Raw genomic sequence first — 20,799 nt, 5'->3', positions numbered from 1 at the left:
CATCAAGCCGCAGCCTTGTTGGGCTGGGCCGGGCGAAGACCGAAGTCTTCGGGAAAATGTTCAAGGGCGGAAAGCACGGGGAAGGGCGTCATGCCGCCCATCGCGCAGAGCGAGCCGGATACCATCGTGTCGCACAGGTCGCGCAGCAACTGCACTTGCTTCTCCGAAGTGTCGCCATCGCGGATGCGTTCGATCACTTCGACACCGCGCGTCGAGCCGATCCGGCACGGCGTGCATTTGCCGCAGGATTCGAGCGCGCAGAAGTGCATCGCGTATTGCGCGAGTTCGGCGAGATTCGAGGTGTCGTCGTGCACGACGAGCCCGCCGTGCCCGACCACCGCGCCGACCGCGGCGTAGGCTTCGTAGTCGAGCGGGATATCCCATTGGCTTTCGGGCAGATAGGTGCCGAGCGGCCCGCCGACTTGCACGGCGCGCGCCGGTCGGCCGCTCGCGGTGCCGCCGCCGAAGTCGAACAGCAGCTCACGCAGCGTGACGCCGAACGCCAGCTCGACGAGCCCGCCGTGCTTCACGTTGCCGGCCAGTTGAAACGGCAGCGTGCCGCGTGATTTGCCCATGCCGAAGTCGCGATAGAACTTCGCGCCGCGCGCGAAGATGATCGGCACGGTTGCGAGCGTGATCACGTTGTTGATGACGGTCGGCTGGCCGAAGAGGCCGGAGAGCGCCGGCAGCGGAGGCTTCGCGCGCACGATGCCGCGCTTGCCTTCGATCGATTCGAGCATCGCGGTTTCTTCGCCGCAGACGTACGAGCCCGCGCCCTTCGCCACCGTGAGTTCGAACTGATGCGCCGAGCCGAGCACGCTCGCACCGAGCCAGCCTTCCGCGCGTGCTTTCTCGATCGCGGCGTTGAGCGCGGCGATCGAATGCGGATATTCGCTGCGTACGTAGATGTAGCCCTGCGTCGCGCCGGTCGAGATCCCCGCGATGATCATCCCTTCGATCAGGCAGTAAGGATCGCTTTCCATGACGAGGCGGTCGGAAAACGTGCCGGAGTCGCCTTCGTCCGCGTTGCAGACGACGTATTTCTGCGCCGCTTGCGCATTGCGCACCGTGCGCCACTTGATGCCCGCGGGGAACGCCGCTCCGCCGCGTCCACGCAGGCCCGAGTCGACGAGCGCTTCGCAGGCGGCGGCGCTGTCCATCGCGAGCGCGGCTTTCAGGCCGGCGAGCCCTTCGTGCGCGAGGTAGTCCTCGATGGAAAGAGGATCGGTGATGCCGATGCGCGCGAACGTGAGGCGTTGCTGGCGCTTGAGATAAGGCATCTCGTCGACGAGGCCTACGCGCCGCGCCTGCTCGCCGCCGGCGAGCCACCCGGCGTCAAAAAGCGACGCGACGTCGGCTTCATCGACATTCGCGTAGCCGATGCGGCCCGCCGGCGTCTCGACTTCGACGAGCGGCTCGAGCCACAGCAGGCCGCGCGTGCCGTTGCGCACCAATTCGACGGCGAGGCCGCGGCTTGCTGCCTCGCGGACGATCGCGTCAGCGAGCGCATCCGCGCCGAGCGCGAGCGCTGAAGAATCGCGGGGGACGTAGACGCGAGTCATGCCGGCTCCTTCTGCTTCGCGCACGCGGCGTCGATCAGCGCATCGAACTTCTGCGGCGTGACTTTCGCATAGAGCGTGTCATTGATCATCATCGCCGGCGACAGCGCGCATTGCCCGAGACAATATACCGATTCGAGCCCGAGGTCCGGCCCGTGCTCGGCATCGAAACGGCAGCCCGTGCGCGCTTCGATGTGCTGCGCGAGCGCCTCCGTCCCCATGCTGCGGCACGATTCGGCGCGGCAGAGCTGCACGGTCACGCGCGCGGCGGGGCGGGTGCGGAAATGATGGTAGTAGGTGATGACGCCATGCACTTCGGCACGCGACAGGTTCATCGCGCGCGCAAGCGGCGCGACCGTTTCCGGCGGGATAAAACCGGCTTCGTCCTGAATCGCGTGCAGCACGGCGATCAGGGACGCGCCGGACTTCGCATGGCGGCGGACGAGTTCTTCCGGCGCGGATGCGGCCGGGGCGGCGGGGTTGTCCAAAGTGGGGCTCCTCCAAGATCAAATATGCACTTGTTGATCATATGAAGCGCATATATGCTTTGGTGTATGGTTTATCCCACAACGATAGGCGGACAGTAAGCCTTTCGCAATAGGAAGAAGCACTGCATAAATGATCCAGATCGACTGCAAGGCGCAACTGGTGGTGGTCGATAGCGCGGGCCGCGAAACGAGCCTGACCGATGTCGTGCCGCTGCTTGCGCTCGTCGACGAAACGGGCAGCATCGCCCAGGCGGCCGCGCAAAAAGGCCTCTCGTATCGCCACGCGTGGGGCATGCTGCGCGCGATCGAGGAGCGCCTGGGAGGCGCGCTGATTGCGAAGGCGCGCGGCAAGGGGTCCGCGCTATCGGATTTGGGGCAGGCCGTCGTGCGAGCGCAACGCCTATGTGCCGAGCGGCTCGACGGCAATATGCAGGCGCTCGCGAGCGAGGTGGCGAGCGAGTTGAACCGCCGGCTCGGGCAGCACGGCGGTGCGGTACGGATTCAGGCGTCGCATGGCTACGCGGTTGCGGCGCTTGTGACGGCGCTGGTGGCTCGCGACGCCGCCTCGGTCGATATCAAGTACCGCGACAGTGCCGAGGCCGTGACGGCGCTTGCGCGCGGCGAATGCGACCTCGCCGGGTTTCACCTGCCGCGTGGTGCGTTCCGTGAGAAATGCGCGGCGGTCTACCGTCGCTGGCTCGATCCGCAGCGGCACGTGCTGATTCATCTGACGCAACGCAAGCAGGGGCTCTTCCTGCCAAAAGGCAATCCGAAGGGGATTCGCGGCTTGAACGACCTGGCTCGCGACGACGTGCGCTTCGTCAACCGCCAGCCGGGCTCGGGTACACGGATGCTGCTCGACCTGGCGCTGCGCGGCATCGGCATCGATCCCGAGCGCATCAACGGCTACGCGTCGGCGGAGCTGACGCATTCGGCGATAGCGGCATTCGTCGCGAGCGGCATGGCCGACCTCGGCTTCGGCGTCGAACCGGCCGCTCACCATTTCGGGCTCGACTTCATCCCGATCGTCGACGAGGACTATTACTTCGCGTGCGAGCGCGCGCCGCTCGCAACGGCTCCGCTCGCACCGGTCCTGCAGACGCTGCAAAGCGACGCGTTCCGAGCGACGGTGGCCCATCTCGCGGGTTACGACCCGGCGCATTGCGGGACGATCGTCGATGTGACGAGCGGATTGCGCGGCGCGGCCGTGCCCGAGAGCGCTTCGCGCTAGAGCGGGCAAAGGGTTCGATCGGTAGGGTTTTGCGTTACGCCCGTAATACTTCGCTGCGTGGCTATGCCGTTCTGCGTTACGCTCTATCCTTCCGATGTTCCGTTTTGTTCTTCAGTCCGCGTCACGCGGCATCGAATCGCTATGAAATTGCTTATCAACGCTTGCGCTGCCGCGGCTGCGGCAGGCGCATTGTTTGCCGTCACGTCGCTTGCTTTCGCGCAGAACTCCCCAGGGGTGCCGGGTGGCATCCTGCAGGACCAGTTTCAGCTTCAACAGCACCCGCAGTTGGAGTTTGCGGCATCGGCGCCGTCGAAGAAGTACCAGCACGGGCCTACAACGAAGATGCGTAAGCAGGGCGATCTCGGGAACCCGGACGGGTGCAATCTGCAGTGCCCGCAAGACGACAACTAAACAAGCCGCGTCGCTGGGGTCTTGCTGGGGTTTCGCAGGGGTCTGTTACGCGCGGAAAACGGGCCCTGGCCCACAGTAGCGACTGATCGCTCGCGTGCGGCGTCAAGGGCTGTCGTCGCCGTCCTTGCCGCGAGCGCGCGAAGCGCTGCTTACGTCGTGCACCGCGCGATATCGAAGCGCATTTCAGGCTCCGGCACCGAACCGTCGTCGCCGGGCGATTTCTGCACCTTCACCACCGAGCCGTAGCCGGACGGCATCAACGTAATGAGCCACGCGTAATTCTCCGAGCCGTGGCCGACCATCAATTCCGTCGAGCCATTGCCGGTACTCATTCGAAGGCCATCGATTCTGCTTTGCAGGCAACTCGATATATCGCCCGGCGCGCGTTGCGATTGCACGAAGACGACCGGTTCCGACGAGCGAACTTCCTGGACGTTGGGCGAACTGCAAGCGGCAATCGCGAGGACTGCGGGCACGGCGGCGAGGAGGGCAAGTGTGTTCATGGTTTTGCCTTTGGGGCGAGGGCAGTGCGATTTCAATGTAGTCGTTGCGTCGATGGCCGTTCAATCGGGGGCGATACGGGGCAGGTTTTGCCGGCCTGCAGGCATACCGATATGCGCGTAATCGATACACGGATAACTCATGGGCAGGCACTGCGGCGCAGCTGTCTCGAAAATCGCGCGTTCGGCGTTAGGCATGGATACGTCCGCGTGGTTCGATCGTGAAGGGTCCTTGTGTCTACTGCGTTTCGGTGAGCAACGACTGCGGAGAGTCTACGTGGCGCCGACACGCGCGCATCCATCGAGGAAGGATGAAAGAGCTGGCTTCTTTGGGAAATCGGTGGCGCAACCGGGGTGGGCGGAGCCGTAAAGAAAAAACCCCGCGAGAGCTGCGCTCGGCGGGGTTTTCATGAATTCCTGAAACTTGTCAGGATGAGTGTCTTGGTGGAGCCGGCGGGAATCGAACCCGCGTCCGCAAATAGTCCGCAACCAGTTCTACATACTTAGTTCTGTCATTTGATTTAACCGCACCGACGCGGACGAACACGCTTCGTTTCGGCGATTCACTAGGTTTTCGACCCGGGCGTCGTGACGCCGCCAAGGCTTAACTGACGTAAATGACCTCTGGCGGTATTGCTACCGGTCTTGCGACGCTGACCCGTCAGTGAGCCAGGCAGAGGACGGCGGCCTTAGGCTGCCAGTGCGAACGTATCGTCGTTTGCAGTTACGTTTTTCCCATTGATTAACGAGGTGACGGGTCCTCGGTATGCCCTGAGCTGCTTCGTTATCCACGTCGAAACCAGGTCGGCCCCTGTGGAACTGAGGATTATCCCACAGAACCTCGACGCTTGGTGCGCCTCGCGGGGTAAAGAGCGAGGCGGCAGGGAATCTTCAACTGCCTCGGCGAGGGATGGGTCAGCTGATCTCGCGCAGCAGCCGCTGCAGCTCGCCCGTGGATTGCACGACATGCTGCGCGTGCCATTGAGTCGGCGGCAGGTCCGTTCCGCAGTAGCCGTAGGCAGCGGCGACGGTGACCATACCCGCCGCAAACCCAGCTTGCACGTCACGCAGATCGTCGCCGACATACACGACTCGCTCCGGCTGTATATCGAGTTCTTTTGCCGCGTGCAGGAGCGGCGCCGGATGCGGCTTCGAATGCGGCGTCGTGTCCCCGCTAACGACGCAGCCCGCCCGCATGTCGAGGCCAAGCAACTCGACAAGAGGATCGGTCAAGCGCGCAGCCTTGTTCGTGACGATGCCCCAGCGCACGCCGCGCTCGTCCAGCTCGTTGAGTATTTCGCCGATGCCAGGAAAGAGCGTCGTTTCGATGCACAAATCGGCTTCGTAATTGGCAAGAAACTCTTCGCGCATCGACGCGAACCCTTGGTGCTCGGGCCCGATTCCAAACGCGCCACCGATCAGGCCGCGCGCGCCGGCGGACGCGAGAGGGCGCAACTCGTCGAGCGGCAGCATCTCGAGACCGCGGTCGTGCCGCATCTTGTTGACGGCGGCGGCGAGGTCGGGTGCGGTGTCCGCGAGCGTGCCGTCGAGGTCGAACAGGACGGCTTGGCACAAGCCGATCGACGCGTCGTCGCTTTCGCGCTGCGGCAGGGGAGTGGGGTCGCTCATGAGGTCAATCGGGAACGGAAAGAGTTGGGGTCGGCGCGCGAATCAGGCACCGCGCCGGCACGCGAACAGATAGTTCACGCTCGTGTCGTCGGACAATCCGAAATGCTTGGAGAGCGGGTTGTAAGTGATGCCCTTGATATCGTGGCTGTGCAAACCGGCCGCCCGCACGAACCCCGCCAGCTCCGATGGGCGGATAAAGCGCGCATAGTCGTGCGTGCCTTTCGGCAACATCTGCGCGATGTACTCGGCGCCGATCACAGCAAACAAATACGACTTGACGTTGCGGTTGAGCGTCGAGAAGAAGACCCAGCCGCCCGGCTTCACCAGCGTGGCACATGCCGCGACGATGGCGCTCGGGTCCGGCACGTGCTCGAGCATTTCCATGCAGGTGACGGCGTCATAGGTACCCGGCTCGCGTGCCGCAAGCGCTTCCGCTGCGATCTCTTCGTACTCGACGCTCACACCGCTTTCGAGACTATGCAGATCGGCCACGCCGAGCGCCTGAGTCGACAGATCGATGCCCTTGACCTGTGCGCCCAATCCCGCCATCGATTCAGACAGGATGCCGCCGCCGCAACCAATGTCCAGCACGCGCTTGCCGGCCAGATGAGCATGTGCGTCGATCCAGGCGAGTCGAACAGGGTTCAGCTCGTGCAGCGGCTTGAATTCGGCGTTCGGGTCCCACCACCGATGGGCGAGATCGCTGAATTTCTGCAGCTCATGGGGATCGGCGTTGGTCATGGCGGAAGCGGTTTTGCGAAGAGCGTTGGATGGGGACTGCGGGTTAGGCCCGAGTATATAGGTGCCGGCGAACGGGGGCAAAACGAGTGGAACGAGCCAGCGCAGCTCGCGCCCCAAGTCCGGATCGGCTCACTGTGGGCCTGGAGTCAGCGCTGAAGCGCTAACTCCGGATCGACATAAAAAAAGCCCCGCCGAAGCGGGGCTTTGATACTGCGGTATCGTGCAGCTTACTGCTTCGAAGTACCGACAACTTCGACTTCCACGCGGCGATCCGGCGCGAGGCAGGCGATGAGTTGCTTGCGGTTCTTCTGGTTGCAGCCCGTCGTAACCGGGTTGCGCTTGCCCTTGCCTTCGGTGTAGATACGGTTGGCTTCGATGCCCTTGCTGACCAGGTATGCCTTCACAGCTTGAGCGCGGCGCAGCGACAGACGGTCGTTGTACTTGTCCGAACCGATGCGGTCCGTGTAGCCCGTTGCAACGACGACTTCCAGGTTCACGCCTTGGATCTTCGTAGCCAGATCGTCCAGCTTTTCCTTGCCGGCCGGCTTCAGGACAGCCTTGTCGAAGTCGAACAGCGTGTCAGCTTGATACGTGATCTTCTGGCTGGTGATGACCGGAGCGGCCGGAGCAGCCGGAGCCGGCGGCGTCGGAGCTTGCGCGACCAGTGCGCCATCGCACTTTGCGTTAGCCGTTGCGGGGGTCCAGAACGCATCGCGCCAGCAAAGCTCGTTCGTGCCGTTCATCCACACGTATTCGCCGGTGCCGTTCACCCAGTTGTCGTTCGTTTGTTGTCGCGACGCCGGCACCGACTGTGCCGAAGCGGATGCAGCCATAACTGCGGTAGCTGCAATGAACGCGAGCTTTGAAAGTTTATTCATATTTCTCCTCTCGAAATTGAGATTACCGCAGGTTTACTGCGAGCCTGTTGACGAAGACAAGTCATACATTGCTCGAAGTATAACATTGGTGCGGCACAAAAACGCCGGGCCCTGAAGACACTTCGAGCAATGTCTAACCAAGTGCGTTGGCATTTTGCCATACAGTTCCCGACCCACGAAAAAAAATTCCCGAGCGTTCCGATCCCCCAACACAATTGTGGTGCATGCGCAACAGTAAGCCTGGCGGGCTTCTGCGGCGCCCGGGAGACCGCATGACGCGTGCCTGCTGCGAAGAAAAATCGTCTCGCCGATAACGTGGCGAAAGCGCTTCACAGCGGCTTCGCGGTCGTCGTGCAATGGGGAGTACGTACCTGCGGCGGGCGCGGTTGCGCCGCATGGTAGAATCGCGTGATGCGCTGCGTTTGCGGCGCCAATGCGAAAATAGCTCAAAGTTATTGACTTTGGCGCGTATTTTCGCTTGGAAAAGATACGGATAATGGATCAATTCGCCAAAGAGACTCTGCCAATCTCCCTCGAGGAGGAAATGCGCCGTTCGTATCTCGATTACGCGATGAGCGTGATCGTGGGGCGTGCGCTTCCCGATGTCCGCGACGGCTTGAAGCCAGTGCACCGGCGCGTTCTGTACGCGATGCACGAACTCAACAACGACTGGAACCGTGCCTATAAGAAGTCGGCGCGTATCGTCGGCGACGTGATCGGTAAATACCATCCGCACGGCGATACCGCGGTCTACGACACGATCGTCCGGATGGCGCAGAACTTTTCGCTGCGCTACATGCTGGTGGACGGGCAGGGCAATTTCGGGTCGATCGATGGCGACAACGCCGCCGCGATGCGTTACACCGAAATCCGCATGGCGAAGATCGGCCATGAACTCCTTGCGGATATCGATAAGGAAACCGTCGATTTCGGTCCGAACTACGACGGCAGCGAGAACGAGCCGCTGATCCTGCCCGCGCGCATCCCCAATCTGCTGATCAATGGTTCGTCGGGGATCGCGGTCGGCATGGCGACCAACATCCCGCCGCACAACCTGAACGAAGTCGTCGAAGCCTGCCACCATCTGCTGAAGAACCCCGAGGCGAGCATCGATGAGCTGATCGAAATCATTCCCGCTCCCGATTTCCCGACCGCCGGCATCATTTACGGCGTCGCGGGCGTGCGCGACGGCTATCGCACCGGCCGAGGCCGTGTCGTGATGCGCGCGGCGACGCACTTCGAGGAAATCGATCGCGGCCAGCGCATGGCGATCATCGTCGACGAGCTGCCGTATCAAGTTAACAAGCGCTCGCTGCTCGAGCGGATCGCCGAGCTCGTCAACGAGAAGAAGCTCGAGGGCATTTCGGACATTCGCGACGAGTCCGACAAGAGCGGCATGCGCGTCGTGATCGAGCTCAAGCGCGGCGAGGTGCCCGAGGTCGTCCTCAACAATCTGTACAAGGCGACCCAGCTGCAGGACACGTTCGGCATGAACATGGTCGCGCTCGTCGACGGCCAGCCTAAGCTCCTGAATCTCAAGGAAATGCTTGGCGCGTTCCTGTCGCATCGACGGGAAGTGCTGACGCGGCGCACTGTATATGAACTGCGCAAGGCGCGCGAACGCGGCCACGTGCTCGAGGGTCTCGCCGTCGCGCTCGCGAACATCGACGAATTCATCGCGATCATCAAGGCTGCGCCGACGCCGCCGATCGCCAAGCAGGAATTGATGGCGCGGCCGTGGGATTCCTCGCTCGTCCGTGAAATGCTGTCGCGCGCGGAGACCGAGAACGCTGCGGCGGGTGGCCGTGAGGCATACCGTCCGGAAGGTTTGAACCCCGCGTTCGGGATGCAGGGCGACGGTCTCTACAAGCTGTCCGATACGCAGGCGCAGGAAATTTTGCAGATGCGCCTGCAGCGCCTGACGGGTCTCGAGCAGGACAAGATCATCGGCGAATACCGCGAAGTGATGGCGCAGATCGCCGATTTGCTCGACATCCTCGCGCGTCCGGAGCGCATCACGACGATCATCACCGACGAGCTCACGGCAGTGAAGGCCGAGTTCGGCGACGCGCGCCGCTCGAAGATCGAGATGAACGCGACCGAGCTGAACACCGAGGACCTGATCACGCCGCAGGACATGGTTGTCACGATGTCGCACGCGGGCTATGTGAAATCGCAGCCGCTGTCCGAATATCGCGCGCAGAAGCGTGGTGGCCGCGGCAAGCAGGCCACGCAGATGAAGGAAGACGACTGGATCGACACGCTCTTCATCGCGAACACGCACGACCACATCCTGTGCTTCTCGAACCGCGGCCGCGTCTATTGGGTGAAGGTCTACGAAGTGCCGCAAGGCTCGCGCAACGCGCGCGGCCGTCCGATCGTCAACATGTTCCCGCTGCAGGAAGGCGAGAAGATCAACGTCGTGCTGCCGGTGAAGGAGTTCTCGGCGGACAAGTTCGTCTTTATGGCGACGGCGTTGGGCACCGTCAAGAAGACGCCGCTCGAGGCTTTCAGCAGGCCATTGCGCAAGGGTATTATTGCGGTCGGTCTCGATGAGGGCGATTACCTGATCGGCGCCGCGATCACCGATGGCGCGCACGACGTCATGCTGTTCTCGGATTCGGGCAAGGCAGTGCGTTTCGACGAGAACGACGTGCGCCCGATGGGGCGTGAAGCGCGCGGCGTGCGCGGCATGCAGCTCGACGAAGGGCAGCAGGTGATCGCGCTTCTGGTGGCGGGCAGCGAGCAGCAGTCGGTGCTCACGGCAACCGAAAACGGCTACGGCAAGCGGACCCCGATCACCGAGTACACGCGCCATGGGCGCGGTACGAAGGGGATGATCGCGATCCAGACGTCGGAGCGTAACGGCAAGGTTGTGGCGGCCACGCTCGTCGACCCCGAGGACCAGATCATGCTGATCACGACCACCGGCGTGCTGATCCGGACGCGCGTGTCGGAGATTCGCGAAATGGGCCGTGCAACGCAAGGTGTTACACTCATCAGCCTTGATGACGGCACCAAGCTTTCCGGCCTGCAGCAGATCGCTGAGGCGGATGGCGAAGGTGATGCCGAAGGTGCCGCGGCGGATGACGAAAACGGCGAAGGTTGATCAGCACGCGAGTCGTGCATGACAGGCGTCGCGAAAAAGTAACCGCAAGGAGAACCGCGCGAAGCGAATGACCTCGCAACACCGTGTTGCGCTACGCTTCGTGCGTCAAGCAATTCGACTATTTCTTTTAGGGAGTAATGATGCAACAACGATTCAAGCAATGGATGCTGCTGGCTGCTTTCGTGCCGACCTTCGCGATGGCGCAAGCGCTCCAGAATCAAGCGCCGGCCGACACGACGGCAACCGCTGCAGCTCCGGTCGATCCCGCCAAGCAAGCCGCGATCAAGGACTTGCTCGACGCCATCGACGCGCAGAAGCTCGTTGGCGCAATCGGCAATAGCGCGCAAATGCAAGCGAAGCAGCTGGTCCCGGCGATCCTGTCGGACGCGCTGTCGGAAAACAAGACGCTGACGGACAAGCAAAAGCAAGCTTCCGTGCCGGCGCTGCAAAAGAACGCGGTGCCGAAGCTGGTTGACTCGGCGGGCCAAGTGTTCGCGACGGATTCGTTCCGCCAAGACGCGATGCAGGCTCAATACGACGCGTACGCGAAGTACTACAGCACGCAGGAAATCAAGGACCTGACGGCGTTCTACAAGAGCCCGACCGGCCGCAAGTTCATCCAGGTGCAAGACCAGGTGGGCCGCGATGTCGTGAACGGCTTGATGCAAAAGTACATGCCGCAATCGATCAAAGCGACGCGCGACCAGGCCGACAAGGAAGTCGCGGCGGTCAAGCCCGCCAAGTAAAATGAGCCGGTCGTAAGATCCGCTGAGGGCTCCAAGGGTTCTTTCGCGGGCCCAATCGCGGCGGATCGGCCGGGCCGGCAGGGCGCCTTGGTTTGGCGGCTTGCCGGTGACAGTGCGATAATGGCCGTTTGCGCGAGAGCGCAGACGGCCATTTTCTATTTAGGCGCGGTTTTTGGGGTTTTCTTTTCGCCGCTGCGCCTTCTTTCGGGGTTCCCACGATGCGCGTCTTTAACTTCTCCGCCGGACCTGCGGCGCTGCCTGAAGAAGTGCTGCGCCAAGCTGCCGACGAGATGCTCGATTGGCGCGGCAGCGGCATGAGCGTGATGGAAATGAGCCATCGCGGCAAGGAATTCATCTCGATCCACGAAGAGGCGCTCGCCGACCTGCGCGACCTGCTCGACGTGCCGGCCAGCCACCGCATTCTATTTCTGCAGGGCGGTGGCCTCGGAGAGAACGCGATCGTGCCGATGAACCTGCTCGGCACGAAAGAGACCGCTGATTTTGTCCTGACGGGCTCATGGTCGCAGAAGACCTTCAAGGAAGCGCACAAGTATTGCGCGCCGCACCTGGCCGCAAGCGGCCAGACCGCCGACGGCTTCACGCGCTCGCCGGCTCGTGCCGAATGGCAGCTGTCCGACGATCCCGCCTACGTGCACCTGTGCACGAACGAGACCATTCACGGCGTCGAAACCTTCGACATTCCCGACCTCGGCGATATCCCGCTCGTGGCGGACGTCTCGTCGCACATCCTGTCGCGCCCGCTCGACGTCGCGAAGTTCGGCGCCATTTACGGGGGCGCGCAGAAGAATATCGGCATGGCCGGCGTCACCGTCGTGATCGTGCGCGAGGACCTGCTCGACCGGGCGCTGCCGATCTGCCCGTCGGCGTTCGAGTGGAAGACCGTCGCCGAGAACAATTCGATGTACAACACGCCGCCCACTTACGCGATCTACATTGCGGGCCTGGTGTTCAAGTGGCTGAAAAAGCTGGGCGGGTTGAAGGCGATCGAAGCGCGCAACATCGAAAAGTCGAAGCTGCTGTACAGCGCGATCGATTCGAGCGCCTTCTATGTCAACAAGGTTGAACGCGCGTCGCGTTCGCGGATGAACGTGCCGTTCTTCCTCGCGGACGAGTCGCGCAACGAAGATTTCCTCGCCGGCGCGAAGGCGCGCGGGCTGTTGCAGCTGAAGGGCCACAAGTCCGTCGGCGGAATGCGGGCGTCGATTTACAACGCGGTGCCGCTCGAAGGCGTCAAGGCGCTGGTCGAGTACATGAAGGAATTCGAACAGCGCCAGGCCTGATCGCTTCGATCTGCTTCGATCTGATAGGCGGCGCGCTTACTTTCATACGGCCGTATTACGCATGGACGACGAACTCAATACCAAGCTCAAACCGCTGCGCGATCGCATTGATGCGATCGATGCGCAGCTGATCGCGCTGCTCAATCAGCGCGCGGCGATCGCCCTCGAAGTGGGCGAGGTCAAGAAGCATTACAACGCACCGGTGTTCCGGCCCGAGCGGGAGCAGCAGGTCATCGCGCGCTTGCAGGACATGAGCGCCGGGCCGCTCGCGGGCGATCACATCAGCGCGATCTGGCGCGAGATCATGGCCGCGAGCCGGGCGCTCGAGCAGCAGGTGCGGGCCGCTTTTCTGGGGCCGATCGGCACCTATAGCGAGCAGGCGATGTACGAATACTTCGGTCATGCGATCGAAGGTCTTGCGTGCCCGTCGATCGACGAAGTGTTTCGCTCGGTCGAGGCGGGCTCCGCCGAATTCGGCGTCGTGCCGGTCGAGAATTCGAGCGAAGGCGCGGTGTCGCGCACGCTCGATCTGCTGTTGCAGACGCAGCTCGTGATCGGCGGCGAGCTCGCGTTGCCGATTCATCACAATCTGCTGACGCAAAGCGGCGGGCTCACCGGCGTGACGCGCGTCTGCGCGCATGCGCAGGCGCTCGCGCAATGTCAGCGCTGGCTCTCGACCAACGCGCCGCATCTGGAGCGCCAAGCGGTGTCGAGCAACGCGGAAGCCGCGCGCCTGGCAGCGGCGGACCCGAGTGTCGCCGCGATTGCCGGCGATCGCGCGGCGGCGCACTACGGCTTGCAGGTTGCGTACGCGCTCATCCAGGACGATCCGCACAACCGCACGCGCTTCGTGATGATCGGCAAGGATCCGGCAGGCGTGAGCGGGCGCGATCAGACTTCGCTGATCGTGTCAGTGAAGAATGAACCCGGCGCGGTGTTCAAGCTGCTCGAGCCGCTCGCGCGCCATGGCGTCTCGATGACGCGCTTCGAGTCGCGTCCGGCGCGCGTCGGCACGTGGGAGTACTACTTCTATATCGATGTCGAAGGGCATCGCGACGATGCACCGGTCGCCGCCGCGCTTGTCGAGCTCGAAAAGAAGGCCGCGTTCCTGAAGATTCTGGGCTCGTATCCGCGCGCGCGCTGAAGCGCCGCTACTGGCTGCTTTCGGTCGCTTCGTTCGCGCCCCATCGCTTACTACTAGCAAGTCCGATCTGGAGACATACATGACAACGCAATACGGCCCTTCCTATGTGCGCGCGATCGCGCCTTACGTCGCCGGCAAGCCGATTTCGGAAGTTGCCCGCGAGTTTGGCCTCGATGAAGCGCACATCGTGAAGCTGGCATCGAACGAAAATCCGCTTGGCATGCCGGAGTCGGCGAAGGCAGCGATGGCGCAGGCCGCCGCCGATCTCGGCCGCTATCCGGATGCGAACGCGTTCGAGCTGAAGGCCGCATTGAGCGAGCACTACGGGGTGCCGGCGGATTGGATCACGCTCGGCAACGGCAGCAACGACATTCTTGAACTGGCCGCGCATGCGCTCGTCGAGAAGAGTCAGTCGATCGTCTATGCGCAATACTCGTTCGCCGTGTATGGGCTCGCGACGCAAGGCATCGGCGCGCGTGCGATCGTCGTGCCCGCCATGAAGCATGGCCATGACCTCGATGCGATGCTGAAGGCGATCGATGCCGACACGCGTCTCATGTTCGTCGCCAATCCGAACAACCCGACCGGCACGTTCATCGAAGGCCCGGCGCTCGAAGCGTTTCTCGAGAAGGTGCCGAAGAACGTGGTCGTGGTGCTCGACGAGGCGTACACCGAGTATCTCGCCGCGGACAAGCGCTACGATTCGATCGCCTGGACCCGACGTTTTCCGAACCTGCTCGTGTCGCGCACGTTCTCGAAGGCGTTCGGTCTCGCGGGATTGCGCGTCGGTTTCGCGATCGCGCAGCCGGAGCTGACCGATTTGCTGAACCGCTTGCGCCAGCCGTTCAACGTGAACACGCTCGCGCAAGCTGCGGCCGTCGCGGCGCTGAACGACCGAGCGTTCCTCGAAAAGAGCGCGGCGCTCAACGCGGCGGGCTACCGCCGGCTGACGGAGGCGTTCGACAAGCTCGATCTCGAATACGTGCCGTCGTACGGCAACTTCGTGCTGGTGCGCGTCGGTAACGACGACGGCGCCGGTGCGCGTGTGAATCTGGCGCTCTTGAAGCAGGGCGTGATCGTGCGGCCGGTCGGCAACTATGGGTTGCCGCAGTGGCTGCGCGTGACGATCGGCTTGCCGGAAGAAAACGAGGCGTTCATCGCCGCGCTCGAAAAGGCGCTTGCGCCTGCCTGACCGGCAGGCCCGGGCGGTTGGTTTTCATTCCGCGCGCGCGAGCTTGGGCTCGTCGCGCGCTTTTTTAGTCTGTCCGTCGTGACCGCGTTTTCATTCAACAAACTGGTGATTTTCGGTGTCGGGCTGATCGGCGGATCGCTCGCGCGCGCGTTGCGCGAGCGTCAGCCGGAGCAGGCGGGGCAGCGCGGCACGGTGATCGGCGTTGGCCGCTCGGTGTCGTCGGTCGAGCGGGCGCGTGAGTTGGGCGTCATCGACAGTTTCGCTGCAATCGGCGACGACGCGCAGTTGCGCGACGCGCTGGCGGGCGCCGATATCGTTCTGCTCGCGGCGCCGGTCGCGCAGACGCAGCCGTTGCTCACGCGAATCGCACCGTTTCTCGACGATGCGACCATCGTCACCGACGCGGGCAGCACCAAGTCCGACGTCGTCACTGCCGCACGTGCGGCGCTTGGGCCTCGTATCAACCAGTTCGTGCCGGGCCATCCGATCGCCGGACGCGAATCGAGCGGTGTCGAGGCGGCGCTCCCCGAGCTGTACGCCGGGCGCAATGTCGTACTGTGCCCGTTGCCCGAAAATTCGCCTGCCGATGTCGCGCGCATCGAGGCGATGTGGCTTGCGACTGGCGCCGTGGTCCGGCAGATGAGCGTGGAGCAGCACGATCGCGTCCTGGCGTCGGTGAGCCATTTGCCGCATGTGCTGTCGTTTGCGCTCGTCGAGCAGATTCTCGAAGCGCCGGACGCCGATCTGAAGTTTTCGTTTGCCGCCGGCGGGTTCCGCGATTTCACGCGGATCGCCGCGTCAAGCCCGGAAATGTGGCGCGACATTTGCGTCGCCAATCGCGCAGCGCTGCTGGAAGAGCTCGACGCCTACACGGCCGTGCTCGCGCGCTTGCGCGCGGCGATCGAAGCCGGCGACGGCGCAGCGCTCGAAGCCGCGTTCGCACGTTCGCGCAAGGCCCGCACTGAATGGCAGGAGCGCGGCGGCAAGGCCGCTGCCGGCGCCAGCCCCTCGAAATAACAGGACTGACCATGGAATATCTCGACCTCGGACCGTTCTCCCGTGCGTCCGGCACCGTCCGGCTACCCGGCTCGAAGAGCATCTCGAACCGCGTGCTGCTGCTCGCGGCGCTTGCGGAAGGCGAAACGACGATCACGAACCTGCTCGATTCGGACGACACGCGCGTCATGCTCGACGCGCTCGAAAAGCTCGGCGTGCAATTCAAGCGCGATGGCGACGTGTGCGTCGTAACGGGCACGCGCGGCGCGTTCGTCGCGCAACAGGCCGATCTGTTCCTGGGCAATGCGGGCACGGCGATTCGTCCGCTGACCGCCGCGCTGGCCGTCAACGGCGGCGAATACCGCGTGCACGGCGTGCCGCGCATGCACGAGCGGCCGATCGGCGACCTCGTCGACGGGCTGCGTCAAATCGGCGCGAAGATCGACTACGAGCTGAACGAGGGCTACCCGCCGCTCAAGATCCACGCGGCGCGGGTCTCGGTCGACGCGCCGATCCGCGTGCGCGGCGACGTGTCGAGCCAGTTCCTGACTGCACTCCTGATGACGCTGCCGCTCGTGCGTTCGCAAAGCGGCTCGATCGTGATCGAGGTCGAGGGCGAGCTGATCTCGAAGCCGTACATCGAGATCACGATCAAGCTGATGGAACGCTTCGGCGTGACCGTCGAGCGTGAAGGCTGGCAACGCTTCACCGTGCCGGCCGGCGTGCGCTACCAGTCGCCGGGCTCGATCATGGTCGAGGGCGACGCGTCGTCGGCGTCGTACTTCCTCGCGGCCGGTGCGCTGGGCGGCGGGCCGATCCGCGTCGAGGGCGTGGGGCGCGCGAGCATCCAGGGCGACGTGGGCTTTGCGACCGCGCTGATGAAGATGGGCGCGAACGTGACGATGGGCGACGACTGGATCGAAGTGCGCGGCGTCGGCCACGACCACGGCAAGCTCGAAGCGATCGACATGGACTTCAATCTGATTCCCGACGCTGCGATGACGATCGCGGTCGCCGCGTTGTTCGCCGACGGCCCGACCGCGCTGCGCAACATCGCGAGCTGGCGCGTGAAGGAAACCGACCGGATTGCCGCGATGGCGACCGAGCTGCGCAAGGTTGGTGCGACGATCGAAGAGGGCGCCGACTACTTGATCGTGACGCCCCCCGCTCAGCTGACCCCGAACGCCGCCATCGACACCTACGACGACCACCGCATGGCGATGTGCTTCTCGCTCGTCTCGCTGGGCGGCGTGCCGGTGCGGATCAACGATCCGAAGTGCGTCGGCAAGACCTTCCCCGATTATTTCGAGCGCTTCAAGACGCTCGCCGCGACCTGACCGACGTTTTTATCGATGAAATCGACTCGCCCCTTTCACCAGACGCCCGTCATCGCGATCGACGGCCCGACGGCCTCCGGCAAAGGCACGGTGGCCACGCTGGTCGCCGCCCATTTGGGCTTTCACCTGCTCGATAGCGGGGCGCTGTACCGGCTGGCCGCGCTGGCGAGCGTGCACTACGACGTGCCGCCCGACGCGCCGGACGAGCTTGCGAAGCTGGTCGGCGATCTCCATATCACGTTCCGCGAGGGTCTGGCGCAGCTCGACGGCGTGGACGTTTCGACCGAAATTCGCGCGGAGGCGATCGGCAACCGGGCGTCGGCCATCGCCGTGCACGCGCCGGTGAGAGCCGCGCTGGTGGCGCGTCAGCGGGCGTTCCGCAAGGAACCGGGGCTGGTCGCGGACGGTCGCGACATGGGCACCGTGATCTTTCCCGATGCGGGGCTGAAGGTGTTCCTGACGGCCAGTGTCGAGGCTCGCGCCGCGAGACGGCATAAGCAATTGATCCAAAAAGGATTTTCTGCTAACATAGATGACTTGCTTCGGGATTTGCGTGAACGCGACGAGCGCGACAGTCAGCGCGTCGCCGCGCCGCTCAAGCCTGCGGCAGATGCGAAGCTGCTCGATACCTCGGCTCTCTCGATCGACCAAGCGGTCGAACAAGTGGTGCGGTGGTACCAGGCGCCTCAATCGCGCGCGTGATCCGTATCGGTCGCGCGCCGCGGCTGGCAGTAGGTGTTCCGCGATTGGCGCGGAGCGTGTTTTAACCCTTAACCCCGTATGGCTTTCGCTGTAGCGCCGCAGTACCCGGTCCTTTAACCGCCGGGCAGGCAATGCGAAAAACCATGCAAATTTCGATTTTTATGTCCGACCTGCAAACTTCCACCCCGAATACCGAATCCTTTGCGGCTCTGTTCGAAGAGTCGCTGACCAAGCAAGACATGCGCGCCGGCGAAGTGATCTCCGCCGAAGTCGTGCGCGTCGACCACAACTTCGTGGTCGTCAACGCTGGTCTCAAGTCCGAAGCCTACATCCCGCTCGAAGAGTTCCTGAATGACGCGGGCGAGGTAGAAGTGCAGGCGGGCGACTTCGTTTCCGTCGCGATCGACGCGCTGGAAAACGGCTACGGCGACACGATCCTGTCGCGCGACAAGGCGAAGCGTCTGGCTTCGTGGCTGTCGCTGGAAAAGGCCCTCGACAACAACGAACTCGTGACCGGCACGATCACGGGCAAGGTCAAGGGCGGCATGACCGTCATGGTCAACGGCATCCGCGCGTTCCTGCCGGGTTCGCTCGTCGACACGCGTCCGGTCAAGGACACGACCCCGTACGAAGGCAAGACCCTCGAATTCCGCGTCATCAAGCTCGACCGCAAGCGTAACAACGTCGTGCTGTCGCGCCGCGCCGTGATCGAAGCGACCCAAGGCGAAGAGCGCGCGAAGCTGCTCGAAACGCTCAAGGAAGGCGCGATCGTCGAAGGCGTGGTCAAGAACATCACCGACTACGGCGCGTTCGTGGACCTCGGCGGCATCGACGGCCTGCTGCACATCACCGACATCGCATGGCGCCGCGTGCGTCACCCGAGCGAAGTTCTGTCGGTCGGCCAAGAAGTGACCGCGAAGATCCTCAAGTTCGACCAAGAGAAGAACCGCGTTTCGCTCGGCATCAAGCAACTGGGCGACGATCCGTGGGAAGGCATCTCGCGCCGCTACCCGTCGGGCACGCGCCTGTTCGGCAAGGTCACGAACATCACCGACTACGGCGCGTTCGTCGAAGTCGAATCGGGCATCGAAGGCCTCGTCCACGTGTCGGAAATGGACTGGACCAACAAGAACGTTGCGCCGTCGAAGGTTGTCCAGCTGGGCGACGAAGTCGAAGTCATGGTTCTCGAAATCGACGAAGACCGCCGCCGTATCAGCCTCGGCATGAAGCAGTGCAAGCCGAATCCGTGGGATGACTTCAGCCGCAACTTCAAGAAGGGCGACAAGCTGCAAGGCGCGATCAAGTCGATCACCGACTTCGGCGTGTTCATCGGCCTGCCCGGCGGCATCGACGGTCTGGTTCACCTGTCGGATCTGTCGTGGAGCGAAACCGGCGAAGAAGCCGTCCGCAAGTACAAGAAGGGCGACGAAGTGGAAGCGGTCGTGCTCGGCATCGACGTCGAGAAGGAACGCATTTCGCTGGGTATCAAGCAGCTCGAAGGCGACCCGTTCAGCAACTTCGTTGCGATGAACGACAAGGGTTCGATCGTCGACGGCGTGGTCAAGACGGTGGATGCGAAGGGCGCCGTGGTTGCGCTGTCCGCTGAAGTCGAAGGCTACCTGCGTGCTTCGGAAATCGCGCAAGACCGCGTGGAAGATGCTCGCAACGTGCTGAAGGAAGGCGACAAGGTCAATGCGATGATCATCAACATCGACCGCAAGTCGCGTGGCATCAACCTGTCGATTAAGGCGAAGGATTCGGCCGAGCAGCAGGAAGCCATCCGCGGCCTGCAAGCCGATACGAGCTCGGCAGCGAGCGGCACGACGAACCTCGGCGCGCTGCTGAAGGCCAAGCTCGACGGTCAGAACCAGTAAGCCTTAAGAGGTCTGCCGCAGTATGACCAAATCGGAATTGGTCGCCCAGCTGGCAACGCGATTTCCGCAACTTGTCCTCAAGGATGCGGATTTCGCGGTGAAGACGATGCTCGATGCGATGTCGGAGGCGCTGGCCAATGGCCATCGCATCGAAATTCGTGGCTTTGGCAGCTTCGGCCTGAACCGGCGTCCCTCTCGTGTCGGGCGCAATCCGAAGTCGGGTGAAAAAGTGCTGGTGCCTGAAAAGCATGTGCCGCACTTCAAGCCTGGCAAGGAATTGCGCGAGCGAGTGGATGGCCGCGCGGGCGAGCCGATGAAAGCCGAAGAGCCCGACGACGATCTGTGATTTCCGCGGATAGCCGTCGATGGCTCTAGCCGGACCGGCAAAGACCCAAAAAAAGCGCCTTCGGGCGCTTTTTTTGTTAGCGCTTTAGAGCTTACTTGGGTCCCATGCAAAGCCCCGTTGAAGGCGTGGCGTGCGGAGGGAGGTTTGCGTGCGCCCATTTGGCCCATGTCACACCGCGCATTGCCGGTTTCGCCCGCCGCGTAAGGCTTCCTTTACAATACGGGTCACTTTTGCGCGGCAGCAAAGCGGCGTGATGTACCGCCAAGCCCGTGTCGATTACGCAACCGCAGTCTAGAGAGCCTTTATGAGATTTATCGTCTGGTTGATCCGTGTGCTGGTGTTCGTGCTGCTGCTCGTGCTTGCGCTCGCCAACACGCAATCTGCAACGCTGAATTTCCTGGCCGGCTATGCGTGGCAGGCGCCGCTCATTCTGATCGGACTCGCTTTTTTCGGTGTCGGTTTGCTTGCGGGGCTCATTTCCTCATTTCCGGCGATGATCCGCTTGCGGCTTGAAAACGGCCGCTTGAAGCGCGATCTGCGCGTCGCCCGCGAAACCCCGCCGGTCGTCGAAGAGCCGCCGCTGCCGCCGCTGATCTGAACCGCCTTTGTGCCGCG

Annotated in this window: 19 protein-coding genes and 1 other RNA gene; 13 read left to right on the top strand and 7 right to left on the bottom strand. The window is 63.1% G+C overall.

The window, feature by feature from the left end:
* Positions 1-2: 2 nt before the first annotated feature.
* Positions 3-1,562 carry a formate dehydrogenase beta subunit gene (locus FAZ95_RS16290; protein ID WP_137333392.1) on the bottom strand — a complete coding sequence of 520 codons (1,560 nt, stop codon included), beginning with the start codon at positions 1,560-1,562 and terminating at the stop codon, positions 3-5.
* On the bottom strand, positions 1,559-2,047 hold the full coding sequence (locus tag FAZ95_RS16285) for an NAD(P)H-dependent oxidoreductase subunit E (RefSeq protein ID WP_137333391.1): 489 nt from the start codon (positions 2,045-2,047) through the stop codon (positions 1,559-1,561). Before FAZ95_RS16285 ends, FAZ95_RS16290 begins: the two co-directional genes overlap by 4 nt.
* A 130-nt stretch (positions 2,048-2,177) precedes the next feature.
* Here FAZ95_RS16285 and FAZ95_RS16280 point away from each other — a divergent pair, with 130 nt between their 5' ends.
* Both FAZ95_RS16280 and FAZ95_RS16275 read left to right on the top strand, forming a co-directional pair.
* Positions 2,178-3,278 carry a substrate-binding domain-containing protein gene (locus FAZ95_RS16280; RefSeq protein ID WP_137333390.1) on the top strand — a complete coding sequence of 367 codons (1,101 nt, stop codon included), beginning with the start codon at positions 2,178-2,180 and terminating at the stop codon, positions 3,276-3,278.
* 141 nt (positions 3,279-3,419) lie between these two features.
* The gene (locus FAZ95_RS16275) at positions 3,420-3,689 is read left to right on the top strand and encodes a hypothetical protein (protein WP_137333389.1); all 270 of its coding nucleotides are present in this window, start codon (positions 3,420-3,422) and stop codon (positions 3,687-3,689) included.
* Positions 3,690-3,838: 149 nt separating this feature from the next.
* Here FAZ95_RS16275 and FAZ95_RS16270 read toward each other — a convergent pair whose 3' ends face one another.
* From FAZ95_RS16270 to ompA, 5 genes are all read right to left on the bottom strand, one after another.
* Entirely contained in the window at positions 3,839-4,192 is a 354-nt protein-coding gene (locus FAZ95_RS16270; RefSeq protein WP_137333388.1) for a hypothetical protein, read from the bottom strand.
* A gap of 439 nt (positions 4,193-4,631) precedes the next feature.
* Positions 4,632-5,001, bottom strand: a transfer-messenger RNA (tmRNA) gene (gene ssrA / locus FAZ95_RS16265).
* A gap of 103 nt (positions 5,002-5,104) precedes the next feature.
* A complete protein-coding gene (gene gph, locus FAZ95_RS16260) occupies positions 5,105-5,818 on the bottom strand; it encodes a phosphoglycolate phosphatase (RefSeq protein WP_137333387.1) in 714 nt (237 codons plus the stop codon).
* Positions 5,819-5,860: 42 nt separating this feature from the next.
* Entirely contained in the window at positions 5,861-6,559 is a 699-nt protein-coding gene (gene ubiG / locus FAZ95_RS16255; protein WP_137333386.1) for a bifunctional 2-polyprenyl-6-hydroxyphenol methylase/3-demethylubiquinol 3-O-methyltransferase UbiG, read from the bottom strand.
* 227 nt (positions 6,560-6,786) lie between these two features.
* Positions 6,787-7,437, bottom strand: a complete 651-nt coding sequence (ompA, locus tag FAZ95_RS16250) for an outer membrane protein OmpA (protein ID WP_137333385.1) — start codon at positions 7,435-7,437, stop codon at positions 6,787-6,789.
* A gap of 496 nt (positions 7,438-7,933) precedes the next feature.
* Between ompA and gyrA the strand changes: the two genes are divergently transcribed.
* From gyrA to FAZ95_RS16195, 11 genes are all read left to right on the top strand, one after another.
* Complete coding sequence (gene gyrA / locus FAZ95_RS16245) at positions 7,934-10,546, top strand: DNA gyrase subunit A (RefSeq protein WP_137333384.1); 2,613 nt, start codon at positions 7,934-7,936, stop codon at positions 10,544-10,546.
* 140 nt (positions 10,547-10,686) lie between these two features.
* The gene (locus FAZ95_RS16240; protein WP_137333383.1) at positions 10,687-11,292 is read left to right on the top strand and encodes a DUF2059 domain-containing protein; all 606 of its coding nucleotides are present in this window, start codon (positions 10,687-10,689) and stop codon (positions 11,290-11,292) included.
* 218 nt (positions 11,293-11,510) lie between these two features.
* The gene (gene serC / locus FAZ95_RS16235) at positions 11,511-12,593 is read left to right on the top strand and encodes a 3-phosphoserine/phosphohydroxythreonine transaminase (RefSeq protein WP_137333382.1); all 1,083 of its coding nucleotides are present in this window, start codon (positions 11,511-11,513) and stop codon (positions 12,591-12,593) included.
* Positions 12,594-12,654: 61 nt separating this feature from the next.
* On the top strand, positions 12,655-13,737 hold the full coding sequence (gene pheA, locus FAZ95_RS16230; RefSeq protein WP_137333381.1) for a prephenate dehydratase: 1,083 nt from the start codon (positions 12,655-12,657) through the stop codon (positions 13,735-13,737).
* A gap of 79 nt (positions 13,738-13,816) precedes the next feature.
* Entirely contained in the window at positions 13,817-14,929 is a 1,113-nt protein-coding gene (gene hisC / locus FAZ95_RS16225) for a histidinol-phosphate transaminase (protein ID WP_137333380.1), read from the top strand.
* Positions 14,930-15,007: 78 nt separating this feature from the next.
* Complete coding sequence (locus tag FAZ95_RS16220; protein WP_137333379.1) at positions 15,008-15,946, top strand: prephenate dehydrogenase; 939 nt, start codon at positions 15,008-15,010, stop codon at positions 15,944-15,946.
* Positions 15,947-15,957: 11 nt separating this feature from the next.
* Entirely contained in the window at positions 15,958-17,262 is a 1,305-nt protein-coding gene (gene aroA / locus FAZ95_RS16215; protein WP_137333378.1) for a 3-phosphoshikimate 1-carboxyvinyltransferase, read from the top strand.
* Between the two features lie 15 nt (positions 17,263-17,277).
* Positions 17,278-17,964, top strand: a complete 687-nt coding sequence (gene cmk, locus FAZ95_RS16210) for a (d)CMP kinase (protein WP_137333377.1) — start codon at positions 17,278-17,280, stop codon at positions 17,962-17,964.
* Between the two features lie 143 nt (positions 17,965-18,107).
* Positions 18,108-19,838 carry a 30S ribosomal protein S1 gene (gene rpsA, locus FAZ95_RS16205; protein WP_137333376.1) on the top strand — a complete coding sequence of 577 codons (1,731 nt, stop codon included), beginning with the start codon at positions 18,108-18,110 and terminating at the stop codon, positions 19,836-19,838.
* A 22-nt stretch (positions 19,839-19,860) separates the two neighbouring features.
* Complete coding sequence (locus tag FAZ95_RS16200; RefSeq protein WP_137333375.1) at positions 19,861-20,184, top strand: integration host factor subunit beta; 324 nt, start codon at positions 19,861-19,863, stop codon at positions 20,182-20,184.
* Positions 20,185-20,488: 304 nt separating this feature from the next.
* Positions 20,489-20,782 (top strand): LapA family protein, encoded by a 294-nt coding sequence (locus tag FAZ95_RS16195; protein ID WP_137333374.1) that lies wholly within the window; start codon positions 20,489-20,491, stop codon positions 20,780-20,782.
* The last annotated feature ends 17 nt before the right edge of the window (positions 20,783-20,799 follow it).

It is taken from the genome of Trinickia violacea (genome assembly GCF_005280735.1).
GTDB classification, from domain to species: domain Bacteria; phylum Pseudomonadota; class Gammaproteobacteria; order Burkholderiales; family Burkholderiaceae; genus Trinickia_A; species Trinickia_A violacea.
The sequence above is the reverse complement of the archived record's forward strand: the minus strand, read 5'-3'. Positions and strand labels throughout refer to the sequence as shown.

What these genes read in the sequence shown, in the direction of transcription:
- FAZ95_RS16290 (WP_137333392.1), bottom strand. Translation starts at nt 1,562, where the DNA reads ATGACTCGCGTCTACGTCCCCCGCGATTCTTCAGCGCTCGCGCTCGGC.
- FAZ95_RS16280 (WP_137333390.1), top strand. Translation starts at nt 2,178, where the DNA reads ATGATCCAGATCGACTGCAAGGCGCAACTGGTGGTGGTCGATAGCGCG.
- FAZ95_RS16275 (WP_137333389.1), top strand. Translation starts at nt 3,420, where the DNA reads ATGAAATTGCTTATCAACGCTTGCGCTGCCGCGGCTGCGGCAGGCGCA.
- FAZ95_RS16270 (WP_137333388.1), bottom strand. Translation starts at nt 4,192, where the DNA reads ATGAACACACTTGCCCTCCTCGCCGCCGTGCCCGCAGTCCTCGCGATT.
- gph (WP_137333387.1), bottom strand. Translation starts at nt 5,818, where the DNA reads ATGAGCGACCCCACTCCCCTGCCGCAGCGCGAAAGCGACGACGCGTCG.
- ubiG (WP_137333386.1), bottom strand. Translation starts at nt 6,559, where the DNA reads ATGACCAACGCCGATCCCCATGAGCTGCAGAAATTCAGCGATCTCGCC.
- ompA (WP_137333385.1), bottom strand. Translation starts at nt 7,437, where the DNA reads ATGAATAAACTTTCAAAGCTCGCGTTCATTGCAGCTACCGCAGTTATG.
- gyrA (WP_137333384.1), top strand. Translation starts at nt 7,934, where the DNA reads ATGGATCAATTCGCCAAAGAGACTCTGCCAATCTCCCTCGAGGAGGAA.
- FAZ95_RS16240 (WP_137333383.1), top strand. Translation starts at nt 10,687, where the DNA reads ATGCAACAACGATTCAAGCAATGGATGCTGCTGGCTGCTTTCGTGCCG.
- serC (WP_137333382.1), top strand. Translation starts at nt 11,511, where the DNA reads ATGCGCGTCTTTAACTTCTCCGCCGGACCTGCGGCGCTGCCTGAAGAA.
- pheA (WP_137333381.1), top strand. Translation starts at nt 12,655, where the DNA reads ATGGACGACGAACTCAATACCAAGCTCAAACCGCTGCGCGATCGCATT.
- hisC (WP_137333380.1), top strand. Translation starts at nt 13,817, where the DNA reads ATGACAACGCAATACGGCCCTTCCTATGTGCGCGCGATCGCGCCTTAC.
- aroA (WP_137333378.1), top strand. Translation starts at nt 15,958, where the DNA reads ATGGAATATCTCGACCTCGGACCGTTCTCCCGTGCGTCCGGCACCGTC.
- cmk (WP_137333377.1), top strand. Translation starts at nt 17,278, where the DNA reads ATGAAATCGACTCGCCCCTTTCACCAGACGCCCGTCATCGCGATCGAC.
- rpsA (WP_137333376.1), top strand. Translation starts at nt 18,108, where the DNA reads ATGCAAATTTCGATTTTTATGTCCGACCTGCAAACTTCCACCCCGAAT.
- FAZ95_RS16200 (WP_137333375.1), top strand. Translation starts at nt 19,861, where the DNA reads ATGACCAAATCGGAATTGGTCGCCCAGCTGGCAACGCGATTTCCGCAA.
- FAZ95_RS16195 (WP_137333374.1), top strand. Translation starts at nt 20,489, where the DNA reads ATGAGATTTATCGTCTGGTTGATCCGTGTGCTGGTGTTCGTGCTGCTG.